13 protein-coding genes are annotated in these 16,982 nt (G+C 74.3%); 11 read left to right on the top strand and 2 right to left on the bottom strand.

All coding sequences use genetic code 11. From position 1 onward, the window contains the following. The first annotated feature begins 22 nt into the window (after window positions 1-22). The 5 genes from SMD20_RS16995 (at window position 23) to SMD20_RS16975 (ending at window position 4,950) form a co-directional block, all read left to right on the top strand. Window positions 23-952: an NAD-dependent epimerase/dehydratase family protein gene (locus SMD20_RS16995; protein WP_329581752.1), complete on the top strand. Its 930-nt coding sequence runs from the start codon at window positions 23-25 to the stop codon at window positions 950-952. Further along, a complete protein-coding gene (locus SMD20_RS16990; protein WP_329581749.1) occupies window positions 949-2,079 on the top strand; it encodes an ATP-grasp domain-containing protein in 1,131 nt (376 codons plus the stop codon). Before SMD20_RS16995 ends, SMD20_RS16990 begins: the two co-directional genes overlap by 4 nt. After that, a complete protein-coding gene (locus SMD20_RS16985; RefSeq protein WP_329581746.1) occupies window positions 2,069-2,863 on the top strand; it encodes a hypothetical protein in 795 nt (264 codons plus the stop codon). The genes SMD20_RS16990 and SMD20_RS16985 overlap by 11 nt, the downstream gene beginning before the upstream one ends. Continuing rightward, a complete protein-coding gene (locus tag SMD20_RS16980) occupies window positions 2,860-3,507 on the top strand; it encodes a hypothetical protein (protein ID WP_329581744.1) in 648 nt (215 codons plus the stop codon). The genes SMD20_RS16985 and SMD20_RS16980 overlap by 4 nt, the downstream gene beginning before the upstream one ends. A gap of 261 nt (window positions 3,508-3,768) precedes the next feature. Then, window positions 3,769-4,950 carry a hypothetical protein gene (locus tag SMD20_RS16975; RefSeq protein WP_329581741.1) on the top strand — a complete coding sequence of 394 codons (1,182 nt, stop codon included), beginning with the start codon at window positions 3,769-3,771 and terminating at the stop codon, window positions 4,948-4,950. Window positions 4,951-4,969: 19 nt separating this feature from the next. Here the strand turns inward: SMD20_RS16975 and SMD20_RS16970 are convergent, their stop codons facing one another. Then, entirely contained in the window at window positions 4,970-6,163 is a 1,194-nt protein-coding gene (locus SMD20_RS16970; RefSeq protein WP_329581739.1) for a cytochrome P450, read from the bottom strand. A gap of 235 nt (window positions 6,164-6,398) precedes the next feature. On the opposite strand from SMD20_RS16970, the gene SMD20_RS16965 reads away from it, so the two are divergent. Genes SMD20_RS16965 through SMD20_RS16940 form a run of 6 tightly spaced genes read left to right on the top strand, consistent with a single transcriptional unit; the run spans window position 6,399 to window position 15,954 of the window. Continuing rightward, on the top strand, window positions 6,399-7,904 hold the full coding sequence (locus SMD20_RS16965; RefSeq protein WP_329581736.1) for an FAD-dependent monooxygenase: 1,506 nt from the start codon (window positions 6,399-6,401) through the stop codon (window positions 7,902-7,904). Window positions 7,905-7,952: 48 nt separating this feature from the next. Beyond that, window positions 7,953-8,804 carry a phytanoyl-CoA dioxygenase family protein gene (locus SMD20_RS16960; RefSeq protein WP_329581732.1) on the top strand — a complete coding sequence of 284 codons (852 nt, stop codon included), beginning with the start codon at window positions 7,953-7,955 and terminating at the stop codon, window positions 8,802-8,804. After that, entirely contained in the window at window positions 8,804-9,841 is a 1,038-nt protein-coding gene (locus SMD20_RS16955) for a ketoacyl-ACP synthase III family protein (protein ID WP_329581731.1), read from the top strand. The genes SMD20_RS16960 and SMD20_RS16955 overlap by 1 nt, the downstream gene beginning before the upstream one ends. A 43-nt stretch (window positions 9,842-9,884) precedes the next feature. Then, on the top strand, window positions 9,885-10,946 hold the full coding sequence (locus SMD20_RS16950) for a ketoacyl-ACP synthase III family protein (protein WP_329581728.1): 1,062 nt from the start codon (window positions 9,885-9,887) through the stop codon (window positions 10,944-10,946). Continuing rightward, the gene (locus SMD20_RS16945) at window positions 10,943-14,713 is read left to right on the top strand and encodes a type I polyketide synthase (RefSeq protein ID WP_329581725.1); all 3,771 of its coding nucleotides are present in this window, start codon (window positions 10,943-10,945) and stop codon (window positions 14,711-14,713) included. The genes SMD20_RS16950 and SMD20_RS16945 overlap by 4 nt, the downstream gene beginning before the upstream one ends. After that, on the top strand, window positions 14,710-15,954 hold the full coding sequence (locus SMD20_RS16940; RefSeq protein WP_329581722.1) for a cytochrome P450: 1,245 nt from the start codon (window positions 14,710-14,712) through the stop codon (window positions 15,952-15,954). Before SMD20_RS16945 ends, SMD20_RS16940 begins: the two co-directional genes overlap by 4 nt. On the opposite strand, the gene SMD20_RS16935 is transcribed toward SMD20_RS16940, so the two are convergent. Next, a complete protein-coding gene (locus tag SMD20_RS16935) occupies window positions 15,944-16,957 on the bottom strand; it encodes an NAD-dependent epimerase/dehydratase family protein (RefSeq protein ID WP_329581719.1) in 1,014 nt (337 codons plus the stop codon). The genes SMD20_RS16940 and SMD20_RS16935 overlap by 11 nt on opposite strands. Between the last annotated feature and the right edge of the window lie 25 nt (window positions 16,958-16,982).

The raw sequence follows: 16,982 nt of genomic DNA, 5'->3' as shown, positions 1-16,982 counted from the left end.
ACGGCACTCACCAGGGGAAACCATGAAAGTAGGCGTCACCGGGGGCAACGGCTTCATCGGGCAGTACGTATGCGAGGAGTTAGCCGCCCGCGGCCACACTCCGATCGTCTTCGATCACCGCCAGCGGGGCACGGGCACGTACGAGTTCATGCTCGGCGACATCAGGGACGCCACGGCCATGGTCGAACTGGCCGCCCACGCGGACGCGATCATCCACCTGGCGGCCGTGCTCGGGACCCAGGAGACCATCGACAACCCGCGCCCCGCCGCCGAGACCAACCTCGTCGGCGGCCTCAACTTCCTCGAAGCCGTCGCCCAGTACGACCTGCCCGGCGTCTACATCTGCGTCGGCAACCACTGGATGGACAACAGCTACTCCATCTCCAAGACCGCGGTCGAGCGCTTCGTGCGCATGTTCAACGCCCACCGGGGCACCCGCGTCAACCAGGTCAGGGTCGTCAACGCCTACGGACCGCGGCAGATGGCCGCGCCGCCGTTCGCGCCCGGCAAGGTCCGCAAGATCACCCCCGCCGTCGTCTGCCGCGCGCTGTCCGGCATGCCGGTCGAGCTCTACGGCGGCGGCGCCCAGATCTCCGACATGGTCTGGGTCGGCGACGTCGCGCGGGGCCTCGTCTCCGCGCTGGAGACCGCGGCCGGGCAGGGCCCGCTCAAGCACGTCGTGGAGGTCGGCCCCGCCGAGTCCACCAGCATCCGCGCCGTCGCCGAGATGATCATCGACATGTGCGTGGACCGCGGCTACGACCGCGTCCCGATCGTGGACCTGCCCATGCGGCCGGGCGAGACCCCGGAGACCGCCGTCACCGCCGACCCGCAGACGCTGCGCTCGGTCGGCATCGACCCCGCCACGCTCGTCTCGCTGCCCGAGGGCATGGCCAAGACCGTCGACTGGTTCATCGAGAACCGCGGCACGCACTGGAGCCCGCCGCGATGAGGCGCCTGGTCATCCTGGGCGGCTCGGACGGCACGGTCAGTGCCTTCCGCGCCGCCCGGCGGCTGGGCCTGGCCACCATCTGCGTGGACATGCGGCCGGACGCGCCCGGCGTCGCCGAGGCCGACGAGTTCCTGCACATCAGCACCCGCGACGTCCCCGCCGTCGCGGCCGCCCTGCGCGACCGCGACGGACTGGCCGGGCTGCTCGCCCCCGGCAGCGACATCAACCTCCCGTCGCTGGTCGAGCTGGCCCGCCTGCTCGGCCTGCCGTGCGGCCTGACGGACGCGACGCTGCGCGCCTCGACGGACAAGCTCTATTTCCGCGAGGTGTGCGAACGGCTCGGCCTGCCCGGACCCCGTCACTGCGCGGGTGACGCGGACCCGGGGCTCCGGCCGCCGCTGCCGGTCATCGTCAAGCCCGTGGACTCCGGCAGCTCGCGCGGCATCACGATCTGCCGCGAGCCCGGCGAGCTGCCGGCGGCGATCGCGCACGCGAAGGAGGTCTCCCCGAGCGGGCGGGCCGTCATCGAGGAGCTGCTGACCGGCGAGGACCTCTGCGCCGAGGCCATGCTCCAGGACGGCAGGATCGCGCTGCTCGGGCTGAGCAGGCGGGTCACCGCGCCGCCCGCGGTGGTGGCGGTCGGCCACGACATGGCGCCCGCTGACGACGTCCTGGAGAAGGAGGTCGTCCGGCAGCTCGAACGCGTCTGCGGCGACCTCGGCTACCGCGACGGCCCGCTCAACGTCGATCTGTTCGTGGACGGCGGGCGGGTCACCCTCGTCGAGATGGGCGCGCGGATCGGCGGCAACGGGCTGGGCGAGGCCCTCGGGCTCATGCACGGCGTGGACACGGTCGAGGCCACCGTGCGGCTCGCGATCGGTGAGCGTCCCGGCCTGACCCCGGCCCGGCGCGTTCCCGCCTTCGTCCGGGTGCTGCGCGCGCCCGCGGAGGGGACGCTGGTCTCCATCGACGGGCTGGAGTCGCTGCCGGACGGCGCCGAGGTGGTCGTGGTGGCCAAGCCCGGCGACCACGTCGTGCCCTACACCGAGTGCCGGGCCAAGCTGGGGTACGTCGTGGACCGCGAGCCGGCCGACCTCGACGCGCTGATCAGGGTAGATGTCCGCTAGCGCGTCCGCTGCCCGGGCTCCGGGCGGATTCCCCGGCGTCCTGTGGCGGCTGGCCTACCGGCGGGCCGTCCGGGCCGCCTTCGCCCGCGTGCCCTTCTACCGGGACCAGTGGGTGCGGGCCGGGCGGGAGCTCGGCGCGCCCGAGCCCACGCCGAGCGCGGACCTCGCGGGGCAACTGCACCGGCTGTGCCCGTTCGGTGAGCCGTACGACGCGGGCGCGGAGCCCAGCCTGTGGATCGGCCCCGCCGCCGACCTGCGGGCCGCCCTTCGCACGGTCGGCGTACGCGGGCGGGCGCCCGTGCTGGAGGTGGGCCCGGCGGTGCTCGACCGGCGCGCGCTCGGCCCGTTCCGGCGCTACGGCGTGCTGCTGGCCGCGGGCGCCAAGGTCAGGAACGAGCGGCGGCGGCGCGAGCTCAACGAGCCCGCGCTCCGCCTCGCCGCCGGCGCCGGGCGGGCGGTCCTGGTCGGCGAGCGCGACGCCGTGGCCGAGTTCCTGCCCGCGCTCGCCGGGATCGAGACCCGCGTACTGATCCGCGCCGGCCTGCACGGCGACGCGGAGCTGGCCCATGACCCGCATCTCGGTTACTACGCCGCACGCGCCCGGTGCGGCCACCTTCACCTGCTGTGGCGGCGCTTCCACGCGCGGACGACGGCGGACGGCACGCCCGCCGTCACCGCGCTGCGCCGGCGCAGGCCCGTCCTGGTCGACGTGGTGCCCGACGGCGCCGCCACGCTCGGACGCTGCCCCGTCCACGGCGCCCCGATCCTTGGAGTCCTACCGTGATCAGAGCCAACCTGGTGACGCTCGTGATGGGCGTCGTGGCCGTCGCACTGGCCGGGCTGGTCCGTTTCGTCTTGCCGTACGAGCAGGACATCACCACCCTCTGGGGCTTCCTCGTGAAGCTCACCCCGCAACTGGCCGCCATCGTGGCGGTCGCCTGGCTGGACGTGGAGACCGCCCGCCGGCTGCGCCTGCACCTGATCGCCCTTCCCGCGCTCTTCTTGGGGTTCCTGCTGTACTTCGTGCCCGCGACCTTCATCAGGGCGATGGACATCGAGGACGGATCGGGCACCTTCGAAGACCTCTACCTGCACGTCGTGGTGTTCGTGCCGTTCCTCATCGTCGCGCTGCTGGTGGCGTACCGGATCGGCGGCGGGTCGCGGGAGGGCGTGCTGCGTACGGGGGCGGCCATGTCGATCCTGCACGTGTCCGGGCTGGAGGACCTGGTGGCGGTCTCGATGAACCGCCGGCTCGACGGGATCCCCGAGGTGTGGGCGTGGGCGGACCACATCACCGTGCGGCTCGGCCATCCGGCGACGAAGGCCGAGGCGTACGCCTTCATCGCCGCGCACGTCGTGGCGGCGCTGCTCGTCCTGTTCCTGCCGCGCAGCCTCTTTCGCCGGCGCGACCGGCGGCCGGCCGCCTGACCGACGACGCGCAAGGGGCGCCTCCGTGGACTGCCTCGCACTGACCGCGCGCTGCGCCCTGGGGTTCGTCTTCCTGGTGGCGGTGGTGCCGGCGTCCGCGCCTCCTGCCGCTGCTTCGGCACGGGCTGCACGCTCGCTGCAACAAGCTGACAGGCCGCTTGACACCCGCGTCACCACTATTTAAACGTTTTTGGGAACGGAGGCGCGCCTCGGCGGTGATGCGCGGCTCACTTGCCGTGAAACACCTCACCGGAGGATGCCATGACAGCGGTCACCCCCTCGTTACCCTCGCCCAAGCGCCGGCACCGGATCGCCGCCGCCCTCGCCGTGCTGCTGGGCGCCGCCGGAGCCGCGGTCGCGCCCGGCGTGACCCCGGCGTACGCCGCCGCGTGCGGCGACGGCACCTTCCAGTCGCAGGTGACGGTCAGCGGCAGCACCTGGACCGCCCGCGACAGCGCCGGCGGCACCGTCTACAGCGGCACCGACTTCCGGGCCGCCGTCCAGGCCGGCATCGGCAGCCTCACGGCCGGGCGCACCTCCATCCAGCGGGTCGTGGTGCGCGGCAACGGCACCATGAGCGCCGGCAGCCGGATCTCCCTGCCCAGCTATACGTCACTGTCGGTGTGCGGCACCGTCAACGTCACCGGCTCCGGCTCCGGCGACTACGCGCCCGTCTACTCCCGCGGCACCACGAACATCGAGGTCCCCTATCTCAACGTCACCGGCACCCCCGTCTACGGCATCTTCCTGCGCAACGTCACCAACGTCTGGCTCGGCCAGCTCGACATGCGGCTCGGAGCAGGGCTCGGCGTACGCATCGACAACCGCGGCGACACCAGCCAGTGGACCCGCAACGTCCGGGTCGACAACGTGTACGTCCAGGGCGCGAGCTCACACGCCATGGAGACGTACGGCGTGGACGGCCTCACCGTCGGCACCGTGACGGCGCGCAACGTCGGCGAGTCCGGGCTGCTGCTCAACCAGACCGTCAACGCCACGGTCGGCACCGTGGACGCCGACAACGCCGGCGCCGGCACCGGGTACGCCGCCTTCCGCATGGCCAACCGCAACGGCCGGATCGGCAGCTCCTACCCGAACAACATCCGCGTCGGCACGGTCAAGGCCCGCGGCGGCGGCCGGGGCGTCTTCTGCGTCTCCGAGAGCGGGGGCGCCACCATCGACCGGGTCGACATCGCGGGCACGGGCAACAACTCGGTCCTGGTGGAGAACTGCTACAACGTCGTCATCGCCGGCGTGTCGGGCACGATCAGCGGGGGTGGCGAGGTCCGGATCGCGGCCCGTACGGAGTTCCCGCCGTCGTCGGGCATCAGGTTCCAGAACCTGACGGTCAGCAACACCGGCATCCGCTGGAGCCCGTGCACCGGCAGCAACAACACGATCAGCAACGTCACCCGCAACAACTCCACCCTGACCTGGTGCTGAAGGGCTCGGCTGCGCCCGCTCATCGGTGACGGCCGGCGCCCCAGGTGACCGGCAGCCGGTCCACGCCGTACACCGCCGAGCGGTCGCGGGTCGGCACCTCGGCCGCCGGCACCGCCAGGCGCAGGTCGGGGAAGCGCGCGAAGAGCGCGGTCAGCGCCACCCGGAGCTCGGCCCGCGCGAGATGCTGCCCGAGACACTGGTGGACGCCGTGCCCGAAGGCCAGGTGCCCGGTCGCGGAGCGGGACAGGTCGAGCGCGTCCGGGCAGGGGAAGCGCCCGGGGTCGCGGTTGGCCACCGGCAGCGCCAGCACCACGGTCTCCCCGGCCGCGATGACCTGGCCGCCGATCTCGACGTCGACCAGCGCGGTACGCCGCACGTCGAACTGGAGCACCGACAGGTACCGCAGCAGCTCCTCGACCCCCCGCTCCGGGTCGGCCGCCAGCAGGGCCCGCTGGGCCGGGTCGGTCAGCAGCGCGAACGCCCCGAGCGCGAGCATGCTCGACGTCGGCAGGTGGCCCGTCGCGAGCAGCACCATCCCGAGGTTGGTGAGCTCCTCGTCGCTCAGCTCGCCGGTCGCCGCGGCGTGCGCCAGCAGCCCGCCCTCCGCCGGGTCCACGGGCCGGGCGAGGACGTCGCGCACCGTCCCCGTGATCGTCATGACGGCCGTGGCGACCTGATCCGGGCGCGAGTCGAGGTTGTTCATCACCGCCGTGGCCGCCTGCACGCGCTGCCGGTCCTCCACCGGCACGCCCAGCATCTCGCAGATGACGAGCGCCGGGATCGGCATGGCGAACGCGGTGAGGAGGTCGGCGGAGCCTCCGCTCGCCATGCCGTCGAGCGCCTCGGCGGTGTGCCGCCGGATCGCGGGCATCAGCCCGGCCACCCGCCGGGGCCCGAAGTGGTGGGCGAGCAGGCGGCGGAAGCGCGTGTGCTCGGGCGGGTCCATGTGCGGGAAGATGCCCGGCTCGGCGGGCGTCGGGCGCTCGGTCGCGCGCTCGCCGCCGACCGGCTGGTGCAGCAGCTCACGCCGGGTGCTGAAGCGCGGGTCCGCCAGGATGGCGCGGGTCTCCGCGTACCCGGTGGACACCCAGCCGAGGTGGCCGTCGGGGTAGGCCAGCCTGCTGAGCGGGGGGCGGCGCCGCAGCGCGAGGGGCGGGTCGAAGGGGGTGGGCCGGTCGGTTTCCAGGGACTGGGCGGTCTGGCCGTCGCTCATGGGTTGGCCTCCCCTGCGAGCTGTTGATCAAGGCCGAAGGGGATTATGCATGACAAACACGGAAAATTCCACCACTAGGAATTCTTTGATCATCGACTTAACATCGGCATCGGCTGACAGAACAGTCACCTGTCAACACATCAGCAACAGGACCGCGCACCGGCCGTTCCCGCCGGTTGGCGGCCGGTGATCCGACGATTTCCCCAGCAGTCTCACCCCCTCAGCAGAGGTGTGCATGACACAGGTCGCGATAGTCGGTGGTGGACCGATCGGGCTCTTCCTCGCCTGCGAGGTGGCGCTGCACGGTGTGCCGGTGGTGGTGCTCGAACGATTGCCCGAGATGGAGGAACATCCGAAGGCCGAGGGCATCACCGGGCGGGCCATCGACATCCTGGACCGCCGCGGTCTCATGCTCGGGGTGGACGGGACCCCGGCGCAGCCGACGCCCGAGGAGCGCGAACGCATCGCCCTCGGCGAGCGGCGGCCCGACAGCCTGCAGCCCAAGGCGTTCCCCGGCGCGCGGCACTTCGCCACCATGTTCGTGCTCCGCCCGGAATCTCCCGACCTGCTGGTGCCCCAGCAGGTGCTGGAGCGGGAGCTGGCCCGGCGGGCCGCCGAGCTCGGCGTCGAGGTACGGCGCGGCCACACGCTCACCGGCTTCGCCGAGGACGGCGACGGCGTACGGCTCGACGTCGAGGGCCCCGACGGGCCGTACGCGCTGGAGGCCGACTGGCTGGTCGGCTGCGACGGCGGCCGCAGCACGGTCAGGAAGCTGGCCGGCATCCCCTTCCCCGGCACCGACGGCGTCACGACCGGTTACCGCGCCTTCGCCGAGATCGACGACCCTGACTTCCACCTGCCCGGCTGGTTCCGCAAGGACAACGGGCTCCTGGTGTACGAGGAGGGCCCGCCCCGGTTCATCACCCTGGAGTTCATCGGCCGCCCGGCGAACAGGGACGCGCCCATCACGCGGGAGGAGTTCCAGGAGTCGCTGCGCCGGCTCAGCGGCACCGGCGTGACCGTCACCAAGGTCCACAAGATCAACCGGTTCACGGACAACGAGCGGCAGGCCGCCACCTACCGCCAGGGACGAATCCTGCTGGCCGGCGACGCGGCCCACGTCCAGTCGCAGTGGAGCGGGCCCGGCCTGCGGCTCGGCCTCGGCGACGCGATCAACCTCGGCTGGAAGCTCGCCGCCGTCGCCCGCGGCCGGTGCCCCGAGGACCTGCTCGACACCTACACCGCCGAACGCCACCCGGTCGGCGCGCAGACCCTGGAGGTCCAGCGCGCCTCCATCGCGCTCATGCGCCCCGGCCCGCACGTGGACGCGCTGCGCCGGCTGGTCACCCAGCTGCTGCTCGACGAGCACACGAACCGGCACCTGACCGCGCTGATCGACGACCTGCACATCACGTACGACATGGGCGACCCGTCGCTGACCGGCCCGCTGGCCGGCGGCTTCTGCCCCGACCTGCGGCTGAAGAGCGCCGACGGCCCGGCGCGGCTCGCCGAGCTGCAGCGCGGCGGGCGGCCCCTGCTGCTCGACCTCGGCGCGGACCCCGGACTGCGCGCGCTCGCCGAGCCCTGGGCCGACCGGGTGGACGTGGTCACCGCCGAATGCGCCGAGGCTCCGGCGGACGCCCTGCTGATCCGCCCGGACGGCTTCGTCGCCTGGAGCGCGCCCGCCGGAGGGGCGTCGCTGACCGCCGCGCTCGAACGGTGGTTCGGCCCGCCCGCCTGACCCTCTCGTACGGACCATCCGACCACTCAGCCCCCTGCGGAGGCCGGGATGAGCGATTCCACCCTGACGACCCTGACCACCCTGCCCGCCTCGGCCGCGATCGAGGAGGCGATCGAAGCGGTCGAAGCCGCCGGAGCAGTGATCATCGAGGACTTCATCGACCCCGGGACGCTCGCGGGCCTGTGGGCGGACCTGCGCGCCGACCTGGAGCGCACGGCGGACGGCGACGGTCGGCTGGTCGGCGAGAAGACCCGGATCCTGCCCGGCCTGGTCCGCCGCAGCGCGCACTCGGTCACGGTCCTGCGCCAGCCGCACTTCCTCGGCGCGGCCCGGCACTTCCTGCAACGGCCGGTCCGCGCCTGGCTCGGCGAGCAGCGCATCGAGTTCGTCCCGACGATCCAGCTCGGCATCTCGCGGGCGATCCAGATCCAGCCGGGCGTCCCGGTCCAGGGGCTGCACCGGGACGACACCGCCCACCTGCGCACACATCCCGGCCCGGAGAGCCGGGTCCAGGTCATGATCGCGGCCAGCGAGTTCACCGCGCGCAACGGCGCCACCCGGGTGATCCCCGGCAGCCACCGCTGGGACGACGAGCGAGGGCCGCGCGAGGACGAGGCGGTGCCCGCCGAGATGCGCGCCGGGTCCGCGCTGCTCTGGCTCGGCAGCACCTACCACGGGGCCGGCGCCAACCACTCGGACGGGCCGCGTACCGGCCTGTCGTACGCCCTGGACCTCGGCAACCTCCGCCAGGAGGAGAACCAGTACCTGTCCATACCGCTGGACGTGGTCCGCGGCTACCCCGAGGACGTCCAGCGGCTCCTCGGCTACGAGCCCTGCCCGCCGATGTGCGGCCTGTACGAGCTGGACGACCCGATGCTGCTGCTCCGAGGAAAGGCTTGATGCGTACTTCCGGCACGTACCTGCGCAGCATCGGCGTCCACCTGCCGCCCGTGGTCGGCATCGAGACGGCCGTCGCCGAGGGCCGTTACCCGGCCGCCGAGGTGGAGCACTTCCAGCTCAGAGGCGCGGCCGTGGCGGGCGACGTGCCCGCGCCCGAGCTCGGCCTGCGCGCCGCCCGGCAGGCGTTCGAGCGCTCCGGCGGGCTGTCGCCGCACGACCTCGACCTTCTGCTGTACTGCGACGTCTGGCACCAGGGCCCCGAGGGCTGGGCCCCGCAGTACTACCTCCAGCAGCACCTGACCGGCGGGCACGTCCCGGCCGTCGAGCTGCGGCAGGGCTGCTGCGGCCTGTTCAACGCGCTCCAGCTCGCCGCCGGATACCTGCGTCCCGGCGGCAGCGCGCTGCTCGTCGGCGCCGACAACCACGGCACGCCGCTGGTCGACCGGTGGCGGATGATCGAGGGCACCGTGATGGGCGACGCCGGCTGCGCGCTGCTGCTCACCACCGACACCGGGTTCGCCGAGCTGCTGTCGGTCAACGTACGCGTGGTGCCGGAGGCCGAGGCCGTCAACGACGGCGGCGTGCCGATGTTCCCGCCGGACGCGACCGTGGGCCGGCCGCTGGACTTCGCCGCACGCAACCGGGAGTTCCGCAACCGCCTGTTGCACGGCGACGGTGCCCAGGTGATGCTGGCGATCCAGACGGCGATGCTGGAGCTGGCCGACCGCACGCTCAAGGAGGCCGGGCTCACGCTCGACGACGTGGCGCGGGTCGCCTTCCCCCACGTACGCCGCGACGACGTGGAGCACCGGGGCGTCAACTGGTTCGGGCTGACCCTGGCCGACACCACCTGGGAGTACGGCGCCGGCGTCGGCCACCTGGGGGTCGGCGACCAGTTCGTGGCCCTCGACCACCTGCTCGCCACCGGCGCGCTGGCCCCCCGCGACCACATGCTGCTCCTCGGGTTCGGCGCCGGCACCACCCTGGCCTGCGCCGTGCTGCGGATCCTGGACATCCCTCCCGAGTACGCCTCCTGAGGAGGGGCCGCACCGACCTGTTCCGAACGAGCCAGGAGGCGTCATGGAGACGGCGGACATGTACATCAGCGGCGTCGGGTCGTACCTGCCCGGCACCGTGGACGTGGATCACGCGGTGGCGGCCGGCTGGTACCCGGCCGAGGAGGCCGAACTGCACGGGATCGCCTCGGTCGCGGTGGCCGGCGACGTGCCCGCGCCGGAGATGGCGCTCCGCGCGGCCCGTACGGCGGTGGCGCGCAGCGGCCGCTCGCCCACCGACCTGGACCTGCTCCTCTACACCTCGACCTGGCACCAGGGCCCGGAGGGCTGGCCGCCGCAGGCGTACGTGCAGCGCCACCTGGTCGGCGACGGCGTCCTGTCGACCCAGCTCAAGCAGGGCTGCAACGGCATGTTCGCGGCCCTGGAGCTGGCCGCGAGCTACCTGCGGGCCGAGCCGGGACGGCAGGCGGCCCTGCTGGTCGCCGCCGACAACTACGGCACGCCGCTGGCCGACCGCTGGCGGATGCTGCCCGGCGCGATCGCCGGCGACGCGGGCAGCGCCCTCGTCCTCGACACCGAGCCGGGGTTCGCCCGGCTGGCCTCGGTGTGCTCGGTGTCGGTGTCGAAGGCCGAGGAGATGCACCGCTGCGCCGAACCGCTGTTCCCGCCGGGCGTCACCGAGGGCCGCGCGCTGGACTTCGCCGCCCACAACGACACCTTCCGCCGCCGCGCGGTCGCCGGCGGCGAAGGGACCATGGTGCTGGTGACCCTGGACGAGCGCATGGTCGAGGTGATCGACCGCGCCCTGTCGCAGGCGGGCGTCAAGGCGGCCGACGTGACCCGGCTGACCTGCATGAACACCTCACAGGAGATCGCCGACCAGATCTGCGAGCACCGGCTGGGCATCCCGGCGTCCCGCTCGACCTGGGACTTCGGCCGCACCATCGGCCACTGCGGGGCGAGCGACCAGATCCTCGCCCTGGAACACCTGGTCCGCGGCGGCGAGCTCGGCCCCGGCGACCACCTGCTGATGTTCGCCTACGGCCCCGGCGTGACCATCTCGGCCGCCGTCGTGGAGATTCTGGAGTCGCCCGCGTGGTCGCGGGCTCGGGGAGGGGACGCGTGACGGAGCGACAGTTCGAGGCCATCGCGGTGATCGGGATCGGCTGCCGGCTGCCCGGCGGCGCCGACTCGCCGGAGCGGTACTGGAACCTGCTGTGCGAGGGACGGGACACGAGCGGGCCCGCGCCCGCCGACCGCTGGCGCTCCTACGCCGACCGCGGCCCGTCCTACGCGGCGGCGGCCCGCCGCGCGGTGCCGTACGGCCACTTCCTCGACGGGGTGGCGGACTTCGACGCGGAGTTCTTCGGGCTCTCCCCGCGCGAGGCGGAGCTGATGGACCCGCAGCAGCGCCTGGTGATGGAGACCGCGTGGGAGGCGCTGGAGCACGCGGGGACCCCGGCCGGCGCGCTGGCCGGCACGGACGCGGGCGTGTACGTCGGCGTGTGCACCGGCGACTACGGGCACCGGCTGCTCGAGGACCTGCCCGACATCGAGGCGTGGACCGGGATCGGCGCCGCCACCTGCGCGGTCGCCAACCGGGTGTCGTACGCGCTGGACCTGCGCGGCCCCAGCATGGCCGTGGACACGGCGTGCTCGGCGTCCCTCGTCGCCGTGCACCTGGCCGTGCAGGCGCTGCGGTCGGGGGAGACCGACCTGGCGCTGGCGGGCGGCGTCAACCTCATCCTGTCGCCGGGCGAGACGCTGACCCTGGACGCGGCGGGCACCCTCGCGCCGGACGGGCGGAGCAAGTCGTTCGACGCCGCCGCCGACGGCTACGGCCGGGGCGAGGGCGCCGCGGTCGTGGTGCTCAAGCGGCTGAGCGACGCCGTACGGGACGGGGACGTCGTGCTCGCCACCATCCTCGGCAGCGCCGTCAACCAGGACGGCCACACCGCCGGCATCATGGCGCCGTGCGGCCAGGCGCAGGAGCACGTCATGCGCCGCGCGCTGCGGCAGGCCGGCGTCGAGCCCGGCACCGTCGGCTACGTCGAGGCGCATGGCACCGGCACCGCGGTCGGCGACCCCCTGGAGGCCGCCGCGCTCGCCGCCGTCTACGGAACCGGCCGGGAGCGGCCGTGCCTGATCGGCTCGGCCAAGTCCAACATCGGCCACCTGGAGGGCGCCGCCGGCGTCGCCGGCCTGGTCAAGGCCGTCCTCGCGGTGCAGCGCGGCGAGATCCCGCCGAGCCGGCTGGACACCCCCACCCCAGCCGTCGACTGGGCCGCCGCCGGGCTGCGCGTCGCCGACCGGCCGACGCCCTGGCCCGAGGCCGCGCACCCGCGCCGGGCCGCCGTCTCCGCCTTCGGCTACGGCGGGACCGTCGCCCACGTGGTCCTCGAACAGGGACCCCCGGCGCCCCCACCCGCCGAGGGAGCCGCAGGAAGCCTGTTCCCGATGTCCGCCGCATCACGACCGGCCCTGCGACAGGCCGCGGCCGACCTGGCCGGCGTAGTCGGACAGGTGCCGCCCGCCGATCTCGGGCACACGCTCGCGCTGCGCCGTACCCACCTGTCGCACCGCGCGGTGGTCGTCGCCGAGAACGAGACCGCGCTGGCCGCCGGGCTGCGCAACCTCGCGGCCGGCACCCCGCACGACGCCGTGGCCACGGGACGGCCGCTCGCCGACCCCGGCCCCGGGCCGGTGTTCGTCTTCTCCGGGCACGGCTCGCAGTGGGCCGGGATGGGCCGGGACCTGCTGGCCGCCGAGCCGGCGTTCGCCGCCGTGATCGACGAGCTGGAGCCGGTGTTCGCCGAGGAGATCGGGTTCTCGCCGCGCGAGGCGCTGAGCGAGGGCGAGCTCACCGAGGTCGACCGGGTCCAGACCATGATCTTCGCGATGCAGGTCGGCCTGGTCGAGGTCTGGCGCGCGTACGGCGTGCGCCCCCACGCGGTGATCGGCCACTCCGTCGGCGAGATCGCCGCCGCGGTGACGGCCGGCGCGCTGAGCCGCCTCGACGGCGCCCGGCTGATCTGCCGCCGCTCCCGCCTGCTGCGCCGGGTCGCGGGGCGGGGCGCGATGGCCATGGTGCAGCTTCCGTTCGCCGAGGCGGAACGGCGGCTCGAAGGCCATCGGGGCGTGGTCGCCGCGATCGCGTCGTCGCCCGGGTCCACGGTCGTCTCCGGCGAGCCCGACGCCGTCGCCGAGGTGCTGACCGGCTGGCTGGAGGAGGGCATCCCGGCCCGCCGGGTCGCCTCGGACGTCGCCTTCCACGGACCCCAGATGGACCCGCTCATGCCGGACCTGACCGCCGCCGCGGCCGGCCTGACGCCCGGCGTCCCCGGCATCGCCGTCTACTCGACGGCGCTGGACGACCCGCGGGGGAGGCCCGGCTTCGACGGCGCGTACTGGGCGGCCAACCTGCGCCGGCCGGTACGCCTCGCGGGCGCGGTCGGAGCCGCCGCAGCCGACGGCTACCGCGCGTTCATCGAGATCTCCGCGCACCCGGTCGTCACGCACTCGGTGCTGGAGACGCTGGGCGACGGCGGGTACGAGGACGTCTTCGTGGGCGGGTCGCTGCGCCGCAACCGGCCCGGCCGGACCGCCCTGCTCACCGCCATCGCCGCCGCGCACTGCGCCGGGCTCGACGTGGACTGGCGCCGCCTGCAGCCCGCCGGCGGGCCGGTCACGCTCCCGGCGTACCCGTGGCAGCGGCGCACCCACTGGCGTCCGTCGTCGCCGCCCGACACCGGCGGCCGGGGCCACGAGCCGGACACGCACACGCTGCTCGGCGACCACGTCGATCTCGCCGGTACGGACGTCCGGCTGTGGCGTACCGTCCTCGACGACCACACCCGGCCCTATCCCGGCAGCCACGCGATCGAGGGCGTGGAGATCGTGCCGGCCGCGGTGCTCACGGCGACGTTCCTGGCCGCCGCCGGTGGCGAGGAGCTGTCCGGCGTGACCATGTCGGCTCCGCTGCTGACCGCCGACCGCCGCGAGATCCAGGTCGTCCGCCAGGGCGCCGAGCTGCGGCTGGCCGCCAGGCTCGCGGGCGAGCAGGACGCCGCCTGGCAGCTCATCGCCACCGCCGCGATCCCCGCCGCGCCGACGGTGCCACCCGAGCCCCGGCCGCGGCCGCTCGCCCCTGCCGATCCCGGCCTGGTCATCTCCCGGCTGGCCGCGGTCGGCGTACCGGACACGGGGTTCGACTGGAAGGTCGAGGAGCTGCGGCTCGGGGACGGCGCGGTGCGCGCCCGCGTCCGCTGCGGCCCGGTCCCGTCCGGGGCCTCGCCGTGGACGCCCGTCCTGGACGCGGCCATGTCGGTCGCGCCGAGCGTGTTCCCCGGCGACCCGCTGCTGCGCATGGTGACCAGGATCGACCGGCTGGTCACCTCGGGCGCGCCGGACGGCCCGGTCACCATCGAGGTGCTGCTCGACGACGAGCAGGCCGACACGGCACAGGTACGGATCATCGACGACGCCGGCACGGTCGTCGGCAGGCTGACGGGCCTGCGTTACCCCGTGATCGACGCGCCCGCCCCCGCCGGAAGCGGCGGCGCGCAGGGTGAGCGGCCCGCCGACTCGTTCGCCCACCTGGAGCCGGAGGAGCTGCGTACCTTCCTCGTCGAGGAGGTCGGCGCGCAGATCGCCAAGGAGATGCGGCTCGCCCCCACCGACCTCGAACCGCACCGGCCGCTCATCGAGCAGGGGCTCGACTCGGTGATGACCGTGGTCGTCCGGCGGCGGCTGGAGCAGCGGTTCCGGTGCTCGCTGCCGGCGACGCTGCTGTGGGCGCAGCCGACCGTCGCCGCCGTGGCCGGCCACATCGCCGGGGTGCTGTCCGGTGGGGAAGCGGTCAGCGCCGCCGAGCCCGGCGGGGGAGCGCGGTGAGCGCCGCCGAGCAGGCCCCGGCCCCGACGCCGGCCCCGGCCCCGGCCCCGACGCCGGCCCCGACGCCGGCGTTCCCGATGGCGCGGAGCTGCCCACTCGCGCCGCCCGACGCGTACGCGCGGATGCGGGCCACCGCCCCCGTCGTCCGGGCCGCCCTCCCCAACGGCGCGCTGGTATGGGCGGTCACCCGCCACGCCGAGGCGCGGCAACTCCTCAGCGACCCGCGGATCAGCTCGGCCACCGGCCGCCCGGAACGCCCGCGTGGCCCCGACGACGACCGTCCCGACGACGGCTTCTTCGTGGACCTGGACCCGCCGGAGCACACCCGGTTCCGCCGGGTGCTGATCCCGGAGCTCGGCGTCCGCCCGATGACCGCCCTGCGGCCCGCCCTCCAGCGGATCGCCGACGCGGCGATCGACGAGCTGCTGGCGGCCGGGCCGCCCGCCGACCTCGTCGCCGGGTACGCGCGCCGGGTCCCGGCCCGCGTCCTCTGCGAGCTGTTCGGCGTCCCGCCCGCCGACCACGGCTTCTTCGAGTCACGGCTGCGGATGTTGTCGGTGACGAGCATGGACCCGAGCGTCGCCGCCGAGGCGTCCAGGGACGTGCGCGGCTACCTGCGCGACCTGATCCGCGACGCCGAACGGGAGCCGCGCCACGGCATCATCCGCCGACTGGCCGCCCGGCACCTGCCCACCGGCGAGCTGACCGCCGACGAGCTGGTCAACATGGGTTTCCTGATGCTGCTCGCCGGTTACGACTCGCCGGCGAACACGATCTCCCTGGGCGTGCTCACGCTGCTGCGGCACCCGGAACAGCTGGCCGCGCTGCGCGCCGACCCCGGCCTGCTGCCGGGCGCGGTCGAGGAGCTGCTGCGCTTCCACTCGGTGCAGGACTGGGTCAGCTTCGACCGGGTCGCGACCGCCGACCTGGAGATCGGCTCGGCGCGGATCCGGGCCGGCGACCGCCTGACGGTGCTGGCGGCCTCCGCGAACCGGGACGAGCGGGCGTTCGAGCGCCCGGACACGTTCGACATCCGCCGGTCCGCCCACCACCACCTCGCCTTCGGCCACGGGGTGCATCAGTGCGTCGGCGCGAACCTGGCCCGCGCCGAGCTGCGGGTCGCCCTCGGCACGCTGGTGACCCGGCTGCCGGAGCTGCGTCTCGCGGTCGGGTTCGAGGAGGTGCCGTTCGCGTACGACGCCCCGTTCTTCGGGCCGCACGCGATGCCGGTCACCTGGTAGGGCCGGCGAGGTAGGCGTCCTCGGCCGCGTACGGGAACCAGACGTCGGGGCCGTGCCGTTCGACCAGGTCGGGGAAGACGTCCGGCCAGCCGCCGCCGGCCGCCTCGGCCGCGCGTACGGCGGGCACGGCCCATTCGACGTCCTGGCGCAGCGCGTCGTCGTAGGAGAGGGCGGGGGAGTAGCCGAGCTCGGCGCGGGCCCGCTGGGTGTCGAACACGATCGGCTCGGCCACGTTCCACGGATGGAAGCCCAGGCCGTCGGGGCGTGACGGGCCGGCGAAGGTGACGATCTCCGCCTCGTGGCCCATGACGGCGAAGGTCCTGGCGGCGATCTCGGCGACGGTCAGCGGGTCGTCGGCGATGTTGAGCACCCGGGCCGCGGGCCGCTCGCCGCACAGGCGGATCAGCTCGGCGACGTTCGCGACCGCCGTCGTGGGGAACCGGCTCCGGCCGTCCTGGGCGATCACGACGTACGGCCGCCTGTCCAGCGCCCGCTTGATGAACCACCAGTGGTCCAGCGACGTGCCGTGGGGGCCGTGCAGCACGCCCGTACGCAGGACGCTGACCGGCAGGTCGGGCGTCGCCAGCAGCAGGCGCTCCAGCGCCGCCTTCCCCGCCGGGTAGTCGTGGGCCTCGCGCTCGATCGTCGGCCACGTCTCCGGGATCGGCACCGGCAGGCCGGGAGCCTGATAGACCGCCCCCGACGAGATGACGACCAGGGAGCCGACCCGGCCGGCCAGCCGGGCGAGCTGCGCGCCGTGGTAGGGGGTGAACGCGACCGTGTCCACCACCAGGTCGTGGCCGTCGAGGGCGGCGAGCAGCGCCTCGGTGTCGGCCCGGTCGATCTGTACGGACCGCGCTCCCGGCGGCGCGGCGGCGTCCGGGCGGAGCCGGCGCTGACCGAGGGTGACCGCGTAACCGGCCGCGGCCAGCCGGGCGGCGGTGGCCCGGCCGATCTGGCCCGTGCCGCCGATGATGAAGGCGCTTCGGCCGTGAACCGTCACCAGTTGATCTTACCGCCGCCCGCGA

Origin of the sequence: Nonomuraea sp. LP-02, from assembly GCF_036289125.1 — a bacterium.
Taxonomy (GTDB): domain Bacteria; phylum Actinomycetota; class Actinomycetes; order Streptosporangiales; family Streptosporangiaceae; genus Nonomuraea; species Nonomuraea bangladeshensis.
This window is presented reverse-complemented; position numbering and strand designations above follow the sequence as displayed.

Coding starts and splice junctions, on each gene's coding strand:
- SMD20_RS16970 (WP_329581739.1), bottom strand. CDS start 6,163: ATGAGCGACGGCCAGACCGCCCAGTCCCTGGAAACCGACCGGCCCACC.
- SMD20_RS16965 (WP_329581736.1), top strand. CDS start 6,399: ATGACACAGGTCGCGATAGTCGGTGGTGGACCGATCGGGCTCTTCCTC.
- SMD20_RS16975 (WP_329581741.1), top strand. CDS start 3,769: ATGACAGCGGTCACCCCCTCGTTACCCTCGCCCAAGCGCCGGCACCGG.
- SMD20_RS16985 (WP_329581746.1), top strand. CDS start 2,069: ATGTCCGCTAGCGCGTCCGCTGCCCGGGCTCCGGGCGGATTCCCCGGC.
- SMD20_RS16960 (WP_329581732.1), top strand. CDS start 7,953: ATGAGCGATTCCACCCTGACGACCCTGACCACCCTGCCCGCCTCGGCC.
- SMD20_RS16995 (WP_329581752.1), top strand. CDS start 23: ATGAAAGTAGGCGTCACCGGGGGCAACGGCTTCATCGGGCAGTACGTA.
- SMD20_RS16955 (WP_329581731.1), top strand. CDS start 8,804: ATGCGTACTTCCGGCACGTACCTGCGCAGCATCGGCGTCCACCTGCCG.
- SMD20_RS16950 (WP_329581728.1), top strand. CDS start 9,885: ATGGAGACGGCGGACATGTACATCAGCGGCGTCGGGTCGTACCTGCCC.
- SMD20_RS16990 (WP_329581749.1), top strand. CDS start 949: ATGAGGCGCCTGGTCATCCTGGGCGGCTCGGACGGCACGGTCAGTGCC.